Source organism: Nonomuraea maheshkhaliensis, from assembly GCF_039529435.1.
GTDB lineage: Bacteria > Actinomycetota > Actinomycetes > Streptosporangiales > Streptosporangiaceae > Nonomuraea > Nonomuraea maheshkhaliensis.
Genome location: NZ_BAAAMU010000044.1, coordinates 18,686 through 37,909, shown reverse-complemented (window position 1 = coordinate 37,909; position 19,224 = coordinate 18,686). Strand labels below are relative to the sequence as shown.

Here is a 19,224-nt window from a genome sequence, read left to right as displayed (position 1 = left end):
ACGCGGCGGAAACACCCGGATCAGGACAGCAGGCCGCGTTCGATGGCGGTCATGACGGCGGCGGTGCGGTCGGAGACGCCGAGTTTCTTGAACGAACGCAGCAGATACGTCTTGACGGTCGCCTCACTGATGAACAGCTCGCCGCCGATCTCGGCGTTCGTCAGCCCCTGGCCGACCAGGCGCAGCACCGCGCACTCACGCTCGGACAGCGCGGCGGGGTCGGGTGTCCGCGCACGGAAGAGCTTGCCCGCCAGGGAGGGGGTGAGCACGGTCTCCCCGCGCGCGGCGGCGCGGACCGCGTCGATCAGCTCCTGCCGTGAGCTGCCCTTGAGCAGGTAGCCGGCCGCGCCCGCCTCCACCGCGCGCAGGATGTCGGTGTCGTCCTCGTACGTGGTCACGATGACGATCTTGGCGGAAGGCAGCTCGCGCAGGATGTGCCCGGTGGCGGCGACGCCGTCCATGCCGCCCATGCGCAGGTCCAGCAGGACGACGTCGGGCCGCAGCACCGGCGCCCTGGCGACCGCCTCCTCCCCCGAGCCCGCCTCGCCCACGACGGTGATGCCGTCGGCGGACTCCAGCATGGCGATGAGCCCCTCGCGGACCACCGGATGATCGTCGGCCACCAGGGTGGTGATCGGTTCCGCCTCAGCCACGCGCCCGCTCCTCGGCCGCCGTTCCCGCCGCTCCCGCCGTTCCAGCCGCTCCGGCCGCCCCGACCGCTTCCGCCGGCACGGGAACGCCTGCTTGCGCCGGCACGGGAACGCGCACCTCGACGGCGGTGCCCCCGCCGGGACGGCTGCCGATGCTCACCGTCCCGTTGATCTCCGCGACCCTGGCCCGCATGCCGCGCAGCCCGTATCCGTCGTGGTCGCCCTCCGGGGTGAAGCCCTCGCCGTCGTCGCGGACGAGCAGGCGTACGGCGTCCGGCTCGTACGTCATCACCACGTCCACCGAGCGCGCCCCCGCGGCGTGTTTGCGCACGTTGGCGATCGCCTCCTGCATCGAGCGCAGCAGGACGACGTTGACCGGCATCGGCAGCGGCTCCTCCGCGCCGCGCACCGACGTGCGCACGTCGAGCCCGGTGTCGGCGACCAGGCCGTCGGCCTGTCTGCGCACGGCCTGCACGAGCGAGCCGCCGCGCAGGGTCGGCGGGGTCAGGGCGGCGACGAACTCGCGCGCCTCGGCGAGGGACTCCCTGGCCACCTGCCCGGCCCGCGACAGGTGCCCGCTCGCCTGGTCGGGCGCGTCGCGCACGCTCGACTCCGCCGCCTGGGTCAGGCTGATGATGCTGGTCAGGCCCTGGGCGAGGGTGTCGTGGATCTCCCTGGCCAGCCGTTCGCGCTCGGCCGAGATGCCGGCCTCGTGGGAGAGCCTGGCCACGCGCTCCTGGGTACGGCGCAACTCCTCGATGAGCTGGGCGCGCTCCCGGCTCTGCCGGGTCACCCGCTTGATCCAGACGCCCAGCAGGATCGACAGCGCGTAGCTCAGCAGCGAGAGGGGCAGCGCGCTCCAGGGCGGGATCCCCAGCTCCTCGCTCCTGATCCAGGTCACCAGCACGGGGAAGAGGTTGGCCACCGCGAGCCAGCCGACGGCCCGCCTCATCGGCAGCGTCATGATCAGCATGGGCGCGACGGCGTACAACGCGAAGGAGCTGATGAGGCCGAACCACGTGGTGACGCAGAACAGCGCCACCAGCCCGGCCGCGAAGATCAGGTTTGTCCGCCCGTACGTCTGGACGGTCATCAGGCGGCGGCCGAGCCCCGCGTACCAGGGCACGATCAGGGTCAGCGCGCCGATCGCGACGGCCTGGGCGGCCGTGGGGCCGCCGGAGAGGAACACCAGCACCGCGGTGAGGAGGTAGGAGACGGCGAAGAAGCCGTCCCACAGGCCGAACCAGCCGGTACGCGGCTCGGTGGCGGGGGGAAGGCCGCCTGTCTCTCCGATATCAGGTCGTACACGCACGGCAACAGTCGTACCACGGAAACGTCCGTGTCCACTGATCGGTTGACAACCGGACCCACCGTTCGGTCGTCTCCGGGCGGGGGCCCCGTCTCTAGCGTGGAAAGCGCCGTAGAGAACGTGCGAAGCGCCAAGCCGCACGGGATCTCCCCACTCAAGATCCGGAGCAACCCCCTGATGAGTCAGTTCCTCACTGCCCTCATAGCCAGCGGAACCATCCTGCTCGTCATCCTGGCCACCGACCTCGGACAGCGCCGCATCACCACGACGCGGGTGCTGCGCTCGGTGATCGTCGTCGCCGTCATCATCCCCATCTTCGTCCACTCGTTCCCGACGCAGGGGAACGACCTGTCGCTGCAGCTCGTGGGCATCGGAACGGGCATCATCTGCGGGCTGATCGCCGGCTCGCTGCTGCCCGCCCACCGGCGCCCGTCGGGCGAGCTCTACACGACCGGCGGGCTCGGCTACGCGCTGGTGTGGATCGTGCTGTCGCTGGGGCGGGTGGTGTTCGCGTACGGAGCCGAGCACTGGTTCGCCGCGGACCTGGTCCGCTTCTCCATCGACTACCGGATCAGCGGCCCCGACACCTACGCCAACGCCTTCGTCTTCATGTCCCTGGCCATGGTGCTCACCCGCACCACCGTGCTCATGAGCAAGATGCGCAGGCTCAAGGCCGCCGCCGTGCCGGTGCCCGTGACCCGATGACAGGCGAGTCGGTGAGAGGTGACGTCATGAACGAGCTCAGGCTCAGGCCACCGCGCAACCGCGTGGAGGGCCGTGCGATCGGCTGGTGGAGCGCGCAGGCGGCGGTGTTCGCCCTGCCGCTGCCGCTCACCTTCGGAATCCTGTGGGCCACCATCCCGCCCACGCGCGAGCTGTTCATGTGGTTCACCCTGGGCTCCCTGGTGCCCGGGCTGCTCTACCTGACCGTGATGCCGGTCTGGCGCTACCGGGTGCACCGCTGGGAGGTCACCGGCGACGCCGTCTACACCGCCTCCGGCTGGCTGTGGCAGCAGTGGCGGGTCGTCCCGCTCTCGCGCGTCCAGACCGTCGACACGCTGCGCGGGCCGCTGCAGCAGCTGTTCGGGCTGTCGGGCATCACCGTGACCACCGCCTCGTCCTCCGCCGTCAGCATCAAGGGGCTCGACGCGAAGGTGGGGGACGAACTGGTGGCCTACCTGGCAGACCGCACTCAGGCCGTACCCGGAGATGTTTCATGACCACCACCGGCACCCGCACGCGGACGGCGCCGCGCGACCACGAGGGGCGGCTGAGCGGCCGGCTCGTCCTGGTCAGCCTCAGCGCCCTGCTCGCCCCGGCGGCCCTGTTCGCGGTCAGCCTGCTCGTCACCGGCGGCGAGCCGAACCTGCAGATCCTCATCACCCTCGCCTCGCTCCTCCTCACCGGCCTGATCGTCGGCGGCATCGGGCTGTCGCGCCTGGCGACCACCCACTACCGGGTCACCGGCGACCGGTTCGAGGTCAGCGCCGGCCTGCTCTTCCGCAGCCGGCACTCCATCCCGCTGGCCCGCGTCCGCGGCATCGACGTGACCGCCCATCCGGTGCACCGCCTGTTCGGCCTGACCACACTCAGTCTCGACACCGGCGGCGGCCAGGGCGGCGCGGCCCGCCGCGGGGTCCGGCTGGACGGCGTCACCGAGGATCAGGCCACCGAGCTGCGCCGCCTGATCCTCGAAGGATGCGACACCGCACACGCCACCGACAGCGACGGCTTGATCAGCGAGCTGGACCGCTCGTGGCTGCGTTACGCCCCGCTCACCGTCTGGGGCGTCGGCAGCGTCCTGGCCGCCGCCGGCACCGGCTACCGCACACTGCACGAGATGAAGATCGACCCGCTCGAACTCGGGATCGTCCAGGACCTCGTGCGCCGTTTCGGCTCGGTCCCGCTCTGGTTCGGCCTACTGGTGACCGTGCTCGCCGTCGTCGCCCTCGGGGCGGCCTGCTCGACGCTCACGTTCATCGAGAACTGGAGCTGGTACGAGCTGCGGCGCGGCGAAGGCGGCGTCCTGCGCGTGCGCCGCGGCCTGCTGGCCACCCGGTCGGTGAGCATGGAGGAGCACCGGCTGCGCGGCCTGGAACTGGTGGAGCCCCTTCCGCTGCGCTGGGCCGGCGGCGCCAGGCTCAACGCCGTCACCACCGGCCTCGGCGACCGCGACGAGAACCGCAGACGCCGCGCCCTGACCCCGGCGGTCCCCCGCCCCGAAGCCCTCACCATCGCCGCACGAATCCTGCCACCCACCGGATCGGCTGTGCGGGAGCCACGTGACCCGGCCATGCGAAGCCTGCCGACCCAGTTCGACCCGGCCCCGGCCGAGCGGGAACGGCAGGGCCGGCGCGGCCCCCACGAGCAAGCGCTGCTAGACCGGCATGCCCCAGCCGAACCCGAGCCCCAAAGCCGGCACCACCCGATCGAGCGGGAACTGCTGGACGGGCGGGAGCTGCTGGAGCGGCGTGGGCTGGTCGCTCATCCTCGTCTCGCTCTGCGCAGGCGGGTCGACCAGGCTCTGACGGCGTCGGTGCTGATCGCCGCGATCCCCGCCGGCCTCGGGCTGTGGCTCGGACCCGCGTTCGTCATCACCGGCGCGATCACCTGCCTGGTCCTGGTGCCCGTGCTGACGGCCCTGGCCCGCTCGGCCTACCGCTCGCTCGGTCACGCCATCCGCGGCCGCTACCTGGTCACCGCGTACGGGGCGTTCGCCCGCCGCACCGTCGTCCTGCGGCGTGACGGGGTCATCGGCTGGAGCATCACACGCTCACCGTTCCAGCGCCGCACCGGCCTGCTCACCCTGGGGGCCACCACGGCGGCGGGAGACGGCATCTACCGGATCCGCGACGTGTCGGTGGGCCAGGGACTGACCCTGGCCGAGACAGCGCTGCCCGGCCTGCTCGCCCCCTTCATCGAACGCCGGCCATGACCACCCGGCCGCTAGGTCACCGATGTCGGTTTCCCCCGTCCTCGCCCGTCGCCGGCCGGGTGGGAGCCGGTGGGTTCTCCGCGTGCGGTCGTCCGGGGGCCGTCGAGGTGGAGGGCGCGGTGTCCGGCAGCGCGGCCTCCGGTGCTTCGAGCGGGGCGGTCGTGGATGAGCCGGGCGGCGGCGCGGACGTGGCGGGGGCTGAGCCGCCTGGTGGGGCAGTCCCGTTCACCGCACCGCCTGCACCGATGCCCTCGACATCCCCCGGAACGCTGCCTGTGCCGTCGAGCGCGCCCGCATCCGGTCCGGTCGTACCGCTGCCTGGACCGATGGATGGATTGGTGAGTGGGCCGATGACCGCCGTGGGTGACGCGGACGGGCCTGTGGAGGACGGCGTGGCGGGCGGCCCCGACTGCACCGGAACGTACTGCTGAGACCCGCGGGCGGCGCGCCGGTCCCGGTCGGGAGCGTGCCGCTTGTCTGACTTCGCCTTCCTCGCGCTCGTGCCGTTCCCCTGATCGGCCGCCATCTGCCCGCTGAACGCCTGGTAGATGAGGACGCCGCCGAAGCTGACCGTGACCACGAGCGCGAGCACGGCCCCCACCCGCAGCCAGCCCAGTCGCCCGCGCATCACGTGCGGCCAAGCACCACCACCGAACGCCGGCCCACCCGCAGACCCTTCATCCGCCGACGCCTCACCCACGGCCGCGCCGCCTATGTGATCTCCGCCCGCCGGAGCACCGCAGGCCGAAGCATCGTCTCCCGACGCCTCGTACCCTGCCGGATCACCACCGGCCCGAACCTCGCGACCTGCCGGAGCGTCATCCCGGCTTGGGCGGGTTCGCCTGCTGGGCGTGGCGTGTTGTTTGACCCTGTGGCCGGTGCGCCGCAGGAGATGGGCGTAGAACTCGGTCCCCACCGTGGTGGCCACGCTCATCACGGCCGCGCCGATCACCGTGCCCGTCACCCCCAGGTAGGAGGCCGTGACGGCGGCGGTGAGCGCGGCCAGGCCGCCGCCGGTGATCTGCGCACCGCTCAGGCGCGCCACGCGCCGCTTGCCGCGGTCGCGTCTGGTGGTGCTGGTCGGGGTTGGTCGCCTGCCGGTCATGCCTGCGCTGGCCAGCCTTCCTCATGGTCGGGGGCGGGCGTGCCCCGTGGTGGGTGTGCGGGTGCCTGCGCCCGTGCGTGCCTGCGGCCAGGGTGCGGTGCCGGGACCGCGACCTGGTCGTGAGCGTGATGTGCGAAGCGCCGGAGGCCGGTGACGGCCGGACGGCGGACCCTCGGGGGCGCTGCTGGAAGCAGCCACGATGGCATACCCGGGCAAAGCCGTCAGCAGCGACGCGCGGGGCATGTCCTGCTCATGAGCTGGACATTGCCATTTTGGGGACATCCCCCGTGCCTGAGCCGCTGCCAGGAGAGGCGCCCTCAGGAGGGAGCATCCGACACCCGGAGAGGTGACGTCAGGAGGCGGGCCATCGCCTTGCGGGCGGGAACCGGGCGAGGAAGTCCGCGACGGCGTCCGGCGTCGCAGGGGCCCGCTTTCGGTAGATTCGTTCGCAGACGACGGTGATGGCGAGGTAACGGGTGCCGGACGAACACATTGCGCAGGCGACAGGACGCGAAATGCGGCGATACGGGTGGATGCTCGCACTCGCCGCCGTGGTGCTCGCCGTCGACCAATCCTCCAAGTTCTGGGCGGTCTCGGCGCTCGCGGACGGCGAACGCGTCACGGTCATCCCCCAGGTGATCCAGCTTCGCCTGCTGCTCAACCCGGGCGCGGCGTTCTCCATCGGCGAGGGCATGACGTGGGTGTTCGCCCTCGCGGCCGCCGCCGCGGTGATCGGCATCCTGTACGTCGGCAGGCGGCTGCGCTCGTCGGCGTGGACCGTCGTGCTGGGCGCGCTCCTGGGCGGCGCCGCCTCCCACCTGCTCGACCGGCTCTTCCGCCCGCCCGCCTTCGCCCACGGCCACGTCGTCGACTTCATCGACTACGGCGGCCTGTTCGTCGGCAACGTCGCCGACATCGCCCTCACCGGCGGCTGCGCCCTGCTCATGCTCCTCAGCGTGCGCGGCGTCCCCCTCGACGGCACGCCAGCCAAGAATCCCGCCTCATCCTGATCCGTGCCCATCCGTTGCGGCATCGTTGCTCGCAGCGCTGTGATTTCGGCCCCGTTCTTCGCGGTGCCGTCGTTCCAGCCCCGCCCCTTGCGGGGCTGTTGTTCCAGGCCCCATCCTTTACGGCGGCGCCGTGGCCCCCCACCCGCCGCACTCCGGCCGGCGGCCCTCCAGGGAAACGGCCTCTGACCCTTCACCGGCTGAGCGCCGTAACGCGAGCCCACCTTGACCAGCCACGTGGTCATCCCCTGCCCGCCCGCGTACCTACCGCACCGGCTTCCGGCCGGCCTCCCGGGCCGCCTGTTCGACGCGGGCGTGGTGCTCCGCCCACCACTCCTCGCCGACCCGCGGCAGGTTGTCGACGCCCTGGCGCAAGCCCGCCGAGCCGTCGATGAACTCCCTGACGATGTCGGCGTGGCCCGCGTGCCGGTTGGTCTCGGCGATCACGTGCACCAGGATCCGGTGCAGGGTCACCCGCCGCCGATCCTCCGGCCACCACGGCACCTCGCCGAAGTGGTCGAGCGGCAGCGCGTCGAGCGTCGCGTCGGCGTGCGCCCACACCCGGCGGTAGAGCCCGATGATGTCCTCGCGCGACTCCTCAGGGGTCGCCCACAGGTCTTCGTTGGGCTCGGCGCCGTCCTCCATCCACGGCATCGGCTCGGCGAACGGTCTGCCGAAGATGTCGCCGAAGTAGCCCGCCTCCACTCCGGCCAGGTGTTTGACCAGCCCCAGCAAGTTGGTGCCGGTGGGCGTCAGCGGCCGGCGGACGTCGTATTCCGACAGGCCGTCCAGCTTCCACAGCAGTGCCTCGCGCACGGTCTGCAGGTAGTGCCGCAGATCCGCCTTCGGGTCCCAGTCAGTCATGCGGGCATCCTCGCACCCGGCCCCGACAGAATCACGCCGTTGTTCGTGCCGTCCGCCGAGGCCGGGTGTCAGTCGGTCGGTGAGCCGAACCCTGGGAGGGCAGGCACTCGTCCACGTCATCGCCGTAGTAAGTCCTCGAGGGTCTTGAACGCCAAGACGTCCTCCTGATGCGGTTGACGGGCTTGGTCAGTCGGTGAGGGCGGTGCGGAGCTGGGTGAGGACGGCGCGCAGGATGCGGGAGACGTGCATCTGGGAGATGCCGAACTCCTGGGCGATCTCCGATTGGGTCATGTTCCCGTAGAAGCGCATGAGCAGGATGTTCTTCTCGCGGGGCGGCAGGGCGTCGATGAGGGGCTTGACGGCGTGCCTGTCGAGGAGGTGGCTGAGGGAGTCGTCCTGGGCGGGCAGGAAATCGCTCAGTTCAGCGGCGTCGTCCTCGCCGTTGTTGACGGGGGCGTCGAGGGACAGGGTGCTGTACGCGGTGGAGGCTTCGAGGGCGAGCAGGACGTCCTCTTCGGAGATGCGGAGCTTGGCGGCGAGCTCGGCGACGGTGGGGGCGTGGCCGAGGGTCTGGGTGAGTTCGGCGGTGGCCTTGTTGAGCTCGATGCGACGTTCCTGGTAGACGCGGGGGACGCGGATGGCCCAGGTGCGGTCGCGGAAGTGGCGCTTGACTTCGCCCATCATGGTGATCATGGCGTAGCCGCGGAACTCGTGGCCGAGGTCGGGGTCGTAGCCGTTGACGGCCTTCATGAGCCCGACGTAGGCGGCTTGGCGCAGGTCTTCCATGGGTTCGCCGCGGTAGCGGTAGCGGCGGGTGACCTCGGAGACGAGTCCTTCGTGCAGCTGGACGATGCGCTCACGGATGCGGGCGGCGCGCAGGTCGGAGATGTGCGGGTCGGCGAGTTCGGCCAGCAGGTCTTCGGCGGTGAGCTGCTCGAATGCGACGGTCATGAGGGACATGTGCTGCTCCAACAGGTGCAAGCGGCTCCGCCCATGACAAAAAGCCCAGGCAGAGGCACGCTTCGGTAACGCGTGAGGGAAGCCCTCTGCTGGACTTCGTGATCAAGAATGCCCGCAAATGGCGGCCTAAACACCTGAATTGGATAACAAATGCGTTACGACGGTGGCCGTGTTCGACGGCCGGTAAAGCCACAGAGCCGGTTCGAGCGCCGGTGACGGCGGGGCCGGGCGTTCAGCCGGCGGCGGCGTGGCGTTCCAGGAAGGTGTAGACGTCGGCCTCGTCCACGCCGGGGAACGACCCCGGCGGCAGTGCGGCGAGCACGTGGGAATTGGCCCTGGCCGACGGCCAGGCGTACCCCTCCCAGCGTTCGGCCAGCTCGGCCGGCGGGCGGCGGCAGCAGTCGCCGCTCGGGCAGCCGGACTTCGTGCGGTTGGTGGTCTCGCGGCCCCGGAACCAGCGCGACTCCTTGTACGGCACCCCCAGCGTGATCGCGAAGTCCCGCTCGCGCGAAGGATCGACGTGGGCCACGCAGAAGTAGGTCCCGGTGGGCGAGTCGGAGTACTGGTAGAACACCGAGAAGCGGTCCGGCGAGGCGAACACCTGCCGCCCCGACCACTGCAGGCACATCCGCTGCCCCTCGATGGCCCCCTGCTCGTCGGCCGGGAAGACGATGCCGTCGTTCTCGTACGCCTTGTAGATCGTGCCCCCCGCGTCGTTGCGGACGAAGTGGCAGACCAGCCCGAGATGGTGAGTGGCGAGGTTGGTGAAGCGGTGGGCGGCCATCTCGTACGACACCGCGAACACGTCCCGCAGGTCCTCAACCGACAGCGCCCGGTCGGACTTGGCCTCCTGGAGGTAGAGCGCGGCGGCCTTCTCGGGGACGAGGACGGCGGCGGCGAAGTAGTTGGCCTCGGTGCGCTGGCGCAGGAAGTCGGCGAAGTCGCGGGGCTTGTCGTGGCCGAGCGCGAGGTGCCCGAGCGTCTGGAGCAGGATCGTGCGCGGGGTGTGCATGCCGAGCTGCTCGTGTTTGACATAGATGCGGCGGTTGCGCATGTCAGTGATGGAACGCACCGAACGGGGCAGGTCCTGGGCGGTGTGCACGGTGTAGCCGAAGTGCGTGACGAGGCTCTGGATCATGCTCTGCGACAGCGCGCCCGTACGGTATCCGACCGCTTCGAGCGCCTCGGCGGCGGCCTTCTCGATCTCGGGGAAGTAGTTGCCCACCTCCCGCTGCCGGCGCCGCAGCTCGGCGTTGGCGACCCTGGCCTCCTCCGGCGTTGCGGTGCCGCGGGCCTGGCGGGCGCGCAGCTCGCCGTACAGGCCGAGGAGGTGTTCGAGCACGTCGTTGGGCACGCGCGCGGACACCTTCAGCCGGGGCAGGCCGAGCCCGGCGTAGACGGGGTCGCGCTGGGCCTCCTCCAGCGCGATCTCCAGCTGGGCGCGGCGGTTGGGCGGCTGGCGGCGCAGCAGTTCCTCGACGGGGACGCCGAGCGCGGTCGCCAGCGACTTGAGCAGGGAGAGCTTGGGCTCGCGCTTGCCGTTCTCCAGCAGGGAGAGCTGGCTCGGCGCCCTGCTGACGCGCGAGCCCAGGTCGGACAGGGTGAGCCCGCGCTGTTTGCGCAGGTGACGCAGGCGCTGGCCAAACGCGATCAGATCGAGCTCCTGTGTCAAAGACAGCGGTTCTTCGCCCAGCAAGGAGGCCATACCGAATCTTAGACAGAAATTCCGCTCATCTTCCAGCGCTTCGGGACTCCTCGGCGCAGGATCTTGGACGGCTCCGCCGCAGAGGCGATTGGTCTAGGCCAACGGTAAAACCTGCGAATTCTTCACCACTGAATACCGGCAGGTAATCTCCAGAAGGAGAATATCGGCAATTCTTCTCACGGGTTCACCCTATGTGTCGCAGGCTGCCGGGGCAGAGACTCGGCGTGAGCACCCAGGGGACGACAAAGGAGTGAGCCATGATCGATCGCCTCAAGGGAGCTGCTGAGCAGCTGCAGGACGAATGGGACAACGACCCTCGCTGGAAGGGCATCGAGCGCACCTACAGCGCCGAAGACGTGATCAGGTTGCGCGGCAGTGTCCAGGAGGAGCACACGCTCGCCCGGCTGGGCGCCGAGCGGCTGTGGAGCCTGCTGCACACCGAGGACTACGTCAACACCCTCGGCGCGCTCACCGGCAACCAGGCGGTGCAGCAGGTGCGAGCCGGGCTGAAGGCGATCTACCTGTCGGGCTGGCAGGTCGCCGCGGACGCCAACCTGGGCGGGCACACCTACCCCGACCAGAGCCTCTACCCGGCCAACTCCGTGCCCGCCGTCGTGCGCCGGATCAACAACGCGCTGCTGCGCGCCGACCAGATCACCTGGTCGGAGGGCGACGGTGACGCCCCAAACTGGCTGGCCCCGATCGTGGCGGACGCGGAGGCCGGGTTCGGCGGCGTGCTCAACGCGTTCGAGCTGATGAAGGGCATGATCGCGGCCGGCGCCGCGGGCGTGCACTGGGAGGATCAGCTGGCCTCGGAGAAGAAGTGCGGCCACCTCGGCGGCAAGGTGCTGATCCCGACCGGCCAGCACGTCAAGACCCTGAACGCCGCCCGCCTCGCCGCGGACGTCGCCGGAGTCCCCACGCTGGTGGTCGCGCGGACCGACGCCCAGGCCGCGACGCTCCTGACCAGCGACGTGGACCCGCGCGACCAGGCGTTCACCACCGGCGAGCGCACCGCGGAGGGCTTCTACCGGGTCAGGAACGGCCTGGAGGCGTGCGTGGCGCGCGGCCTGGCCTATGCGCCGTACTCCGACCTGCTCTGGATGGAGACCGGCACGCCCGACCTCGACGTGGCCCGGGAGTTCGCCGAGGCGATCAAGGCCGAGTACCCGGACCAGATGCTCGCCTACAACTGCTCACCGTCGTTCAACTGGAAGAAGCACCTCGACGACTCGACGATCGCGAAGTTCCAGCGCGAGCTGGGGCACATGGGGTACAAGTTCCAGTTCATCACGCTGGCCGGGTTCCACTCGCTGAACTTCGGCATGTTCGACCTGGCCCAGGGGTACGCGGCCGACGGCATGACCGCGTACGTCGAGCTGCAGGAGGCGGAGTTCGCCGCCGAGGCGCGCGGCTACACCGCGACGCGGCATCAGCGTGAGGTCGGCACCGGCTACTTCGACCTGGTCTCCACGGCCGTGGCGCCCGACTCCTCGACCACCGCGCTGCGCGGCTCCACCGAGGAAGAGCAGTTCGGGCACTAGGTTCCTCCGATCTCGCCGGCCACCTCCAGGGCATGGGACGGTTCCCCGGCGACCGGGCCGCGCCGGCTCCCAGCGCCGGCGCGGCCCGCTTTCACGTGCACCGGCCGCGCGCCCGACCTGCTCAGGGGGCGGTGGTGCCGCCCGTCGGGGTCGGGGTGGTCGTGACGGTGGGGGTCGGGCCGGGTGACTCGCCCGGTCCGTCCTGCGGGATCGTGGTGATCGAGCCGGAAGGTCGCGGGCAGTCCCGTCCGGCCGCGGCGTTGCCGCGTCTGCGGGCCGCCGGGTTCGCGCACTCCCCCGGGTCGTTCCCGCCCGGGTCGCCGGGCCCGAACGTGTGCGACGTCGGGACGACGCTCCGCCTGCGGTCGCGCTCGCGTCCGGGCGTGAGCACGGAGACCGGGCTGGTCGTACGGGTCCGCGTGACGAACACCGTGGGCGTGGCGGGCGACGGCAGCGCGGTCGTCGCCAGGCGTACCGGAGGCGGGTTCCTGGTCGTGATCGCGGGCCGCACGGTGGAGCCGGCGCTGCTCTGCGGCTGCACGGCGGGCGGGTCGGCGGGCAGGAGGGCGTCTCCTCCCATGGCCATCCCGTCCCCGGCCGAGGCCGCGATGACGGTGAGGGCCGCGATCGAGACCGTGGCCAGGGCGGCGAAGGTCGCGTGCGAGAGCTGCGCCCTCGACTTCGCCCTGCTCCCCCGCCCTCGCGCCCCGGACCGCCCTTTGCCCCCGGCGCGGCTCTCGGCGCGGTCCTCGGCGCGGTCCTCGTCCCGGCCGCCGCCCCGGCCCGTGGCAGCGCCGCCGGAACGCCCCCCGGAACCAGGGGCCGCGTCATCGGGACCGCCGCCGGAACCCTGGCCCCAGACGGATCCGGCTTCGGAACGGTCCATGAACGGGCCGTCCTCGTCTCCGGATGCCTCCGGGTCGCCGGGCGAGCGCGCCAACCGCACCAGCCCTCCCCCGGCCGGATACGGCACCGGCGTCCAGATCTCCGCCAGCACCTCCGCCACCGAGTGCCGCAGGTCCCACGGATCCCCGACCCCCCCGGCGGCCAGCAGCGCCCGCAGCAGGTCGGCGGCCCTCGGACGGTCGCCGGGCTCCTTGGCCAGGGCGGCCTCGACGGCGGGCCGCAGCAGGGCCGGCACGTTCTCCACGCGCGGCGGGTCGAAGAGGATGCGCCGGGTCAGCACGTCGGTCTCCCCGCCGCCGAACGGATGGTGCCCGCCGGCGGCGAAGGCCACCAGGCAGCCCCAGGCGAACACGTCGGAGGCGGGCACGGCGGACCCGCCCGTCAGCCGCTCGGGCGCGACCCATCCGGGGCTGCCCATGACCTGCCCGGCCTGCGTGTGCGCGGACAGCGTGTCCACGTCCCGGGCGATGCCGAAGTCGATGACCCGCGGGCCCCGCGGGGACAGCAGCACGTTGCCCGGCTTGAGGTCCCGGTGCACGAGCCCGGCCTCGTGCACGGCCACCAGCGCGGCGGCGACGCCGAGCGCCACCCCGTAGGCGAGGTCGGGCGGGAGGGGCCCCTCGGCCTTGACGACCTGGGAGAGCGCGGGGCCCGGGATGTACTCGGTGACCAGGTACGGGCGGTCCTCGTCGGTGCCGTCCTCCACGACGGCGGCGGTGCAGAACGGTACCAATCTCCGCGAGAAAGCCACTTCCTCGGCGAAGCGGGCCCGTAACGTGGCATCGTTGAGATGCACCGCATGCGGTGTCTTGAGGGCGACCAGGCCCCCTTGAGGGTGTTCGGCCAGATACACCACTCCCATCCCGCCGGTTCCCAGGCGGCCGAGGAGTAGATATCGGCCGATGATGACCGGGTCGCCCACCGTCAGCGGTCGCACTCCGGCAGGCATGTCCCTCGCCCCACGCGCCATCCGGGTTTCGCCTCTCCTGATCAGGGTCACGGCAAAGCACACTGTGGCGGCTCCCGTGGAGGCTTTCCGCATGTCTTACATAAGGGGTATTGGAGGTAAGGCTGTCATTCCCTCTAGGTAAGTAAATGCTGTGACATGGCGGTCTGAAGTGGCACTTCGCGCCTGCCGTGCCGGGCGGGATCAGGAGGCGATGGCGGCCGATTCCTCGGCCTCGACCTGGCGGTTCCACTCGCGCTTGACCTCGCGCCACGCCTCGTCGTCGACCCCGGTCCGCCAATAGCCGGAGATCGACAGCCGGTCGAGCCCGATCCCGCGCTCGATCCGCAGATGCCGGCGCAGTTCCTTCACGAACCCGGCCTCCCCGTGCACGAACGCGTGCACCTCACCCTCGGGGAACTCCAGCGCCCGCACCGCCTCCACCAGCCGCAGCCCCACGGGCCCGTCGCCCCGGTAGACCCAGGTCACGTGCGCCTCGGCGGCCGTGCCCAGCTTCTGCTCGTCCTCGGGCGCGTCCACCTCCACCAGCACGTACGCGGTGGCGTCCGCCGGCAGCGCCTCCAGCGAGGCCGCGATGGCCGGCAGCGCGCTCTCGTCGCCCACGAACAGATGCCAGCCCGCCTCAGGATCGGGCGCGTAGCCGCCGCCGGGACCCAGCATGAGCAGTTCGTCCCCGGGCGCCGCCCGCTCGGCCCACGGCCCGGCCAGGCCCTCGTCGCCGTGGACGACGAAGTCGAGGGTGAGCTCGCGGGTGTCGGGGTCCCAGGCGCGCACGGTGTAGGTGCGCAGGCGCGGCCACAGCTCGCGCGGCATCTGCTCGCGGCAGGTCTGCACGCTGAACGGCTGGGGGTAGTCGACCCCCTCGTACGGGAACACCAGCTTGACGTAGTGGTCGGTGAGCCCCGTCGTCGCGAAGTCCGCCAGCCCGTCGCCGCCCACGACGACGCGTACCATGTGGCGGGAGATGCGTTCGGTCCGCTGGACCACGCCCCGGTGATGATCCGTGCGCTTGTTCGCCATCGAACAGCCCCCTGGTGCGGTTAGGTATACCTAACCTTATACTGCCTTGGCCTCCTGGTGTATGCCAATCCCCTCATTCCGGACAGACGAAATGCCGGGCCGGTGAAATCTCAGGCCGCCGCCGAGCCGTCCGCGGGCATCGACGCCGAACCCACCGCCGCCAGGAACCGGGACACGTGCTCGAAGGCCAGCCGCGCCTCGGGCAGCACGTCGGCCAGGATCGGGAAGACGTGGGGCATCCGCGGCCACTCCTCGTAACGCACCGGCACCCCGGCCAGCCGCGCGCGCCTGGCCACCTGCCTGCCCTCGTCCCGCAGCACCTCGGTCGAGCCGGTCACGATCATGAGCGGCGGCAGGCCGGTGAAGTCCCCGTGCACCGGCGAGACCAGCGGGTCCCACGGGTCCAGCCCCGACGTCCACCGGCGCGCCAGCCAGCGCACCCGGCCGGCCGGCAGCATGGGGTCCTGCCAGCGGTTGGCCCGGCGCGGCACGTCGGTCAGGTCGGCCCACGGCGACAGGCAGATGGCCGCGCCCGGCAGCGGCGCGCCCTGGTCACGCAGGGCCAGCAGGGTCGCCAGGGTCAGGTGGCCGCCCGCGGAGTCGCCGGCCAGCACGACGTCCTCGGGTTCGAATCCCTGGCTCAGCAGGCAGTCGTAGGCGTCCAGCGCGTCGGCCAGCGAGTCCGCCAGCCGGTGCACCGGGCCCTGCCGGTAGTCGAGCGCCAGCACCGGCTGCCCGGCCGCCACCGACAGCCGCCAGGTGATGGACCGGTGCGTACGCGGCGAGCACGAGAAGTAGCCGCCGCCGTGGAAGTAGAGCACCACTTTGCCCTCGTCGAGATCCTGCCCGCCACGCACCCACTCCCCTCCGCACGCGGAGAAGGCCGCCGGCTCGATCGTCACGTGCCCAGGATGGGGCACCTTGACCATCCGGGTGAGGTCGTTCAGGCGGGCCGCCCCCGACAGGGCGAGGGGATGGCGCATCAGCAAACTGGAGGCCGGCTTGAGCGTGCCGCGCATGAGGCCGGTGAGCGCGCGGGCCTGCCAGCTCAAGGGGTAGCCGGGTATCACGTCCTTGTCGATGAGCATTCTCGACCCTCCGAGGATGATTCTTCCCCTGTTCAAGATCGTCCTACCCATCAGTAGGTAACTAATCTCTTACGCCCGCATTTCGGTCCTCGCCGCACGCGGAGGAACCGGGCTCGCGCCGGGTTTGTCCAGGATTAATCGCGTTGCGAGCCGCCACGCGGCCCCCCGATAATTCCGTGCTTCCCGATCGACCGACCCGTGCGCGGGTCCAAGCACGGTGCGCAACCGTGCCATCACTCCCTGGAGGTGCCAAACCATCCCGCTCTATGCCCGGCTCGTCCGGTACGGCTTCCGCAAGCACGCCACCTACGTCTGGGCGGCGCTCGCCGGCGCGTTCACCAACAGCGTCTTCGGCATCCTGCGCGCCTACATCCTCATCGCGCTGTGGCAGGCCCGCCCCGGCCTGGCCGGCTACGACATGACCGACGCCGTCACCTACTGCTTCGTCACGCAGGCGTTCATCGGCCCGATGCAGCTGTTCGGCGGCGGCCTCGGCCTGCCTGAACGCATCCGCAGCGGCGACATCGCGCTCGACCTGGTCCGCCCCGCGCCGCTGCAGGCCTGGACGCTCGCCGAGGACGCGGGCAGGGCCGCCTACCTGTTCCTCGTCCGCGGCATCCCGCCGATGCTGGTCGGCGCACTGGTGTTCGGCATCCACTTCCCTGACGGCCCCGGCCGATGGCTGGCCTTCCTGACCGGTTTCACGCTCGGCGTCGTCGTCAGTTTCGGCTGGCGCTACCTGATCGCGCTGTCGGTCTGCTGGCTCCTCGACGACCGCGGCGTGGCCGTCGTGTCGCTGGTCCTCAGCACGTTCTTCAGCGGCATGATGATCCCGCTGCACCTGTTCCCCGGCTGGCTCGGCGACCTGGCCGCGGTCCTGCCCTGGGCCGCCATGGTGCAGCTGCCCACGGACCTCTACCTGGGCCACGCGCCGGTGGCGCCGGCGCTCGCCCTCCAGGCGCTCTGGGCCGTGGTCCTGCTCGGGCTGGGCACGGCCGGCACCAGGGCGATCCGCCACAAGGTGGTGATCCAGGGTGGTTAGGACGTACTTCCTGCTGGTCTGGACGTGGACCAGGGCCGCCGCCGCGTACCCCGCCTCGTTCGCGCTGATGAGCGTGCTCGGCTTCGTCATCGCCGCGATCGACGTCGCCGTGATCCTGGTCGTCTTCGCCAACACCACCACGCTCGCGGGCTTCTCCCGCGACGAGGTCCTCTTCCTGTACGGGGCCGCCTCCCTGGCGTTCACCAGCTGCGACACGTTCGTCAGCAACCTCGACCGGGTCAGCGCGCACATCAAGGCCGGCACCCTCGACACGTTCCTGATCAGGCCGGTCGGCGCCTGGATCCAGCTCGCCACCGACCGGTTCCAGATCACCCGGATCGGCCGCATCCTCCAGTCCGCCCTGGTGCTCGGGTACGCGGTCACGGCGCTCGGCCTCGACCGGGAGCGCGTCTGGATGATCCCGGTCATGGTGCTCACCGGGATCGTCATCTTCGGGGCGCTGTGGACGCTCGCCGGCGCGGCGCAGTTCGTGCTGACCGACGCGCCGGAGGTGGTCAACGCCTTCACCTACGGCAGCTACCAGCTCACCCAGTATCCGCTCGGCATCTACGCCCGCGACGTGGTCAGGGGCGTGACGTACGTGCTCCCTCTGGCCTTCGTCAACTGGCAGCCGGGCCTGTACGTGCTGGGCCGCGACGATCCCTTCGGGACGCCCGAGTACACGCGTTTCGCCGGACCGGCCGCCGCGCTGGTCCTCGCCCTGGTGGCCGCGCTGGCCTGGCGGCAGGGCGTCCGGCACTACCGATCGACGGGGAGTTGACGTACATGATCGAGCTTGACCAGGTAGGACGGTCGTTCAAGGTGAAGCGGGACGTCGTGCACGCCGTGCGCGACCTGTCCTTCACCGTGTCGGCGGGCGAGTTCGTCGGCTACCTCGGGCCCAACGGCGCGGGCAAGTCCACCACGATCAAGATGTTGTGCGGCATCCTCACCCCCACCACGGGCCGGGTCCGGGTGGCCGGGCTGGAGCCGTCGCGCCGTCGCACCACGCTGGCCCGGCGCATCGGCGTCGTGTTCGGCCAGCGTACGACGCTGTGGTGGGACCTGCCGCTGAAGGACAGCTTCGAGCTGATCCGCCACCTCTACCGGGTGGAGCGCCGCGCCTTCACCGCGCGCTTGGCCGAGCTGACCGAGACGCTCGACCTGGGCGCCTTCCTGCGCACGCCGGTGCGTCAGCTGAGCCTCGGCCAGCGCATGCGCGGCGATCTGGCGGCGGCGCTGCTGCACGCGCCGGACGTGCTGGTGCTGGACGAGCCGACGATCGGGCTCGACGTGGTCAGCAAGAACGGCATCAGGGCGTTCCTCAAGCGGCTCAACGCCGAACGGGGCACGACCGTGCTGCTGACCACGCACGACCTCGGCGACATCGAGCGCCTGTGCCGCCGGGTCATGCTGATCGACCACGGGCGGCTGGCGTTCGACGGCACGCTCGACGACCTGATGGCCACGGCCCCCGAGGAGTCGTCGATCGAGGACGTGGTGACCCGCCTCTACACCGGCGGGTAGCGCCGCCGGTCAGTAGTAGCTGCCCTCCGGCGTGGTCTCGTAGTCCTCGTCAAGATCGTCGTCCTGCCGGCGCGACCAGCGCGACGGCATCAGGACGGGGATGAACAGGGCCACGCCGATCAGGGCGAGGACGCCGGTCGTGAGCATCGTCCTGGCGCCGAAGCCGGCGTCGCGGATGATCTGGTTGACCGAGGGCTCGGACGGGATCAGGGAGAGCGCCCGGTTCATGTCGAGTGCGTAGACGACCGTCCAGGCCAGCAGGACCATGGACGGGACGAACGTCGCCAGCGGCGAGATCCGGCCCGCCGTCACGAGCCCGAAGACCAGCCCGACGGCGGCCATCGCGCCCAGCGCGATCCAGATCTTCTGCATGTCGGGAGGGTTCGCCGCGGCGTTCCCGACGGCCTGCTGCACCGCCCAGCCCCCGCCCCCCAGCACGGCGACCGTCACCACAAGCCCGATGAGCAAACCACCTAAGTGCCGCAACGTTCTCACCTCTATGTCAACGTGGATCGGCACGACCCTAGCGACAAATGCCGATTTCGGACATGGCATTGGACAGCTTGGGACTTGAGGTCTCCAGCAACCCTGCCCC

Annotated in this window: 18 protein-coding genes; 8 read left to right on the top strand and 10 right to left on the bottom strand. The window is 71.0% G+C overall.

Translation table 11 applies throughout. The features are described 5' to 3' along the window. Positions 1-20: 20 nt before the first annotated feature. Together ABFX54_RS27440 and ABFX54_RS27435 are read right to left on the bottom strand one after the other, a co-directional pair. Positions 21-653 carry a response regulator transcription factor gene (locus ABFX54_RS27440; RefSeq protein WP_346109360.1) on the bottom strand — a complete coding sequence of 211 codons (633 nt, stop codon included), beginning with the start codon at positions 651-653 and terminating at the stop codon, positions 21-23. Then, complete coding sequence (locus ABFX54_RS27435; protein ID WP_346109358.1) at positions 646-1,962, bottom strand: sensor histidine kinase; 1,317 nt, start codon at positions 1,960-1,962, stop codon at positions 646-648. The genes ABFX54_RS27440 and ABFX54_RS27435 overlap by 8 nt, the downstream gene beginning before the upstream one ends. 174 nt (positions 1,963-2,136) lie before the next feature. Here ABFX54_RS27435 and ABFX54_RS27430 point away from each other — a divergent pair, with 174 nt between their 5' ends. Genes ABFX54_RS27430 through ABFX54_RS27420 form a run of 3 tightly spaced genes read left to right on the top strand, consistent with a single transcriptional unit; the run spans position 2,137 to position 4,894 of the window. Then, positions 2,137-2,664: a hypothetical protein gene (locus ABFX54_RS27430; RefSeq protein ID WP_346109356.1), complete on the top strand. Its 528-nt coding sequence runs from the start codon at positions 2,137-2,139 to the stop codon at positions 2,662-2,664. A gap of 26 nt (positions 2,665-2,690) precedes the next feature. After that, the gene (locus ABFX54_RS27425; protein ID WP_346109354.1) at positions 2,691-3,179 is read left to right on the top strand and encodes a PH domain-containing protein; all 489 of its coding nucleotides are present in this window, start codon (positions 2,691-2,693) and stop codon (positions 3,177-3,179) included. Next, positions 3,176-4,894, top strand: a complete 1,719-nt coding sequence (locus ABFX54_RS27420; protein WP_346109352.1) for a PH domain-containing protein — start codon at positions 3,176-3,178, stop codon at positions 4,892-4,894. The genes ABFX54_RS27425 and ABFX54_RS27420 overlap by 4 nt, the downstream gene beginning before the upstream one ends. 16 nt (positions 4,895-4,910) lie before the next feature. Here ABFX54_RS27420 and ABFX54_RS27415 read toward each other — a convergent pair whose 3' ends face one another. Continuing rightward, a complete protein-coding gene (locus ABFX54_RS27415) occupies positions 4,911-5,999 on the bottom strand; it encodes a hypothetical protein (RefSeq protein ID WP_346109351.1) in 1,089 nt (362 codons plus the stop codon). A 515-nt stretch (positions 6,000-6,514) separates the two neighbouring features. On the opposite strand from ABFX54_RS27415, the gene ABFX54_RS27410 reads away from it, so the two are divergent. After that, positions 6,515-7,009 (top strand): signal peptidase II, encoded by a 495-nt coding sequence (locus tag ABFX54_RS27410; protein ID WP_346109349.1) that lies wholly within the window; start codon positions 6,515-6,517, stop codon positions 7,007-7,009. A gap of 261 nt (positions 7,010-7,270) precedes the next feature. Here the strand turns inward: ABFX54_RS27410 and ABFX54_RS27405 are convergent, their stop codons facing one another. The 3 genes from ABFX54_RS27405 to ABFX54_RS27395 all read right to left on the bottom strand — a co-directional run bounded on the left by ABFX54_RS27405 (position 7,271) and on the right by ABFX54_RS27395 (position 10,535). After that, the gene (locus tag ABFX54_RS27405; protein WP_346109347.1) at positions 7,271-7,870 is read right to left on the bottom strand and encodes a DinB family protein; all 600 of its coding nucleotides are present in this window, start codon (positions 7,868-7,870) and stop codon (positions 7,271-7,273) included. A 186-nt stretch (positions 7,871-8,056) separates the two neighbouring features. Then, complete coding sequence (locus ABFX54_RS27400) at positions 8,057-8,821, bottom strand: SigB/SigF/SigG family RNA polymerase sigma factor (protein ID WP_346109345.1); 765 nt, start codon at positions 8,819-8,821, stop codon at positions 8,057-8,059. A gap of 241 nt (positions 8,822-9,062) precedes the next feature. Next, the gene (locus ABFX54_RS27395) at positions 9,063-10,535 is read right to left on the bottom strand and encodes a helix-turn-helix domain-containing protein (RefSeq protein ID WP_428834580.1); all 1,473 of its coding nucleotides are present in this window, start codon (positions 10,533-10,535) and stop codon (positions 9,063-9,065) included. A gap of 257 nt (positions 10,536-10,792) precedes the next feature. Here ABFX54_RS27395 and aceA point away from each other — a divergent pair, with 257 nt between their 5' ends. Then, the gene (gene aceA, locus ABFX54_RS27390; RefSeq protein ID WP_346109344.1) at positions 10,793-12,079 is read left to right on the top strand and encodes an isocitrate lyase; all 1,287 of its coding nucleotides are present in this window, start codon (positions 10,793-10,795) and stop codon (positions 12,077-12,079) included. Positions 12,080-12,200: 121 nt separating this feature from the next. Here aceA and ABFX54_RS27385 read toward each other — a convergent pair whose 3' ends face one another. The 3 genes from ABFX54_RS27385 to ABFX54_RS27375 all read right to left on the bottom strand — a co-directional run bounded on the left by ABFX54_RS27385 (position 12,201) and on the right by ABFX54_RS27375 (position 16,060). Then, entirely contained in the window at positions 12,201-13,922 is a 1,722-nt protein-coding gene (locus tag ABFX54_RS27385) for a protein kinase domain-containing protein (protein ID WP_346109342.1), read from the bottom strand. A gap of 213 nt (positions 13,923-14,135) precedes the next feature. After that, positions 14,136-14,972: a siderophore-interacting protein gene (locus tag ABFX54_RS27380; protein ID WP_346109341.1), complete on the bottom strand. Its 837-nt coding sequence runs from the start codon at positions 14,970-14,972 to the stop codon at positions 14,136-14,138. Between the two features lie 110 nt (positions 14,973-15,082). Further along, on the bottom strand, positions 15,083-16,060 hold the full coding sequence (locus tag ABFX54_RS27375; protein WP_346109339.1) for an alpha/beta hydrolase: 978 nt from the start codon (positions 16,058-16,060) through the stop codon (positions 15,083-15,085). Positions 16,061-16,277: 217 nt separating this feature from the next. On the opposite strand from ABFX54_RS27375, the gene ABFX54_RS27370 reads away from it, so the two are divergent. Genes ABFX54_RS27370 through ABFX54_RS27360 form a run of 3 tightly spaced genes read left to right on the top strand, consistent with a single transcriptional unit; the run spans position 16,278 to position 18,629 of the window. After that, entirely contained in the window at positions 16,278-17,102 is an 825-nt protein-coding gene (locus tag ABFX54_RS27370) for an ABC transporter permease (RefSeq protein ID WP_346109337.1), read from the top strand. Next, positions 17,095-17,883 (top strand): ABC transporter permease, encoded by a 789-nt coding sequence (locus tag ABFX54_RS27365; protein ID WP_346109336.1) that lies wholly within the window; start codon positions 17,095-17,097, stop codon positions 17,881-17,883. The genes ABFX54_RS27370 and ABFX54_RS27365 overlap by 8 nt, the downstream gene beginning before the upstream one ends. A gap of 5 nt (positions 17,884-17,888) precedes the next feature. Further along, positions 17,889-18,629 (top strand): ABC transporter ATP-binding protein, encoded by a 741-nt coding sequence (locus tag ABFX54_RS27360; protein WP_346109334.1) that lies wholly within the window; start codon positions 17,889-17,891, stop codon positions 18,627-18,629. A 9-nt stretch (positions 18,630-18,638) separates the two neighbouring features. Here the strand turns inward: ABFX54_RS27360 and ABFX54_RS27355 are convergent, their stop codons facing one another. Continuing rightward, on the bottom strand, positions 18,639-19,097 hold the full coding sequence (locus ABFX54_RS27355) for a hypothetical protein (protein ID WP_346109332.1): 459 nt from the start codon (positions 19,095-19,097) through the stop codon (positions 18,639-18,641). Positions 19,098-19,224 lie beyond the last annotated feature (127 nt).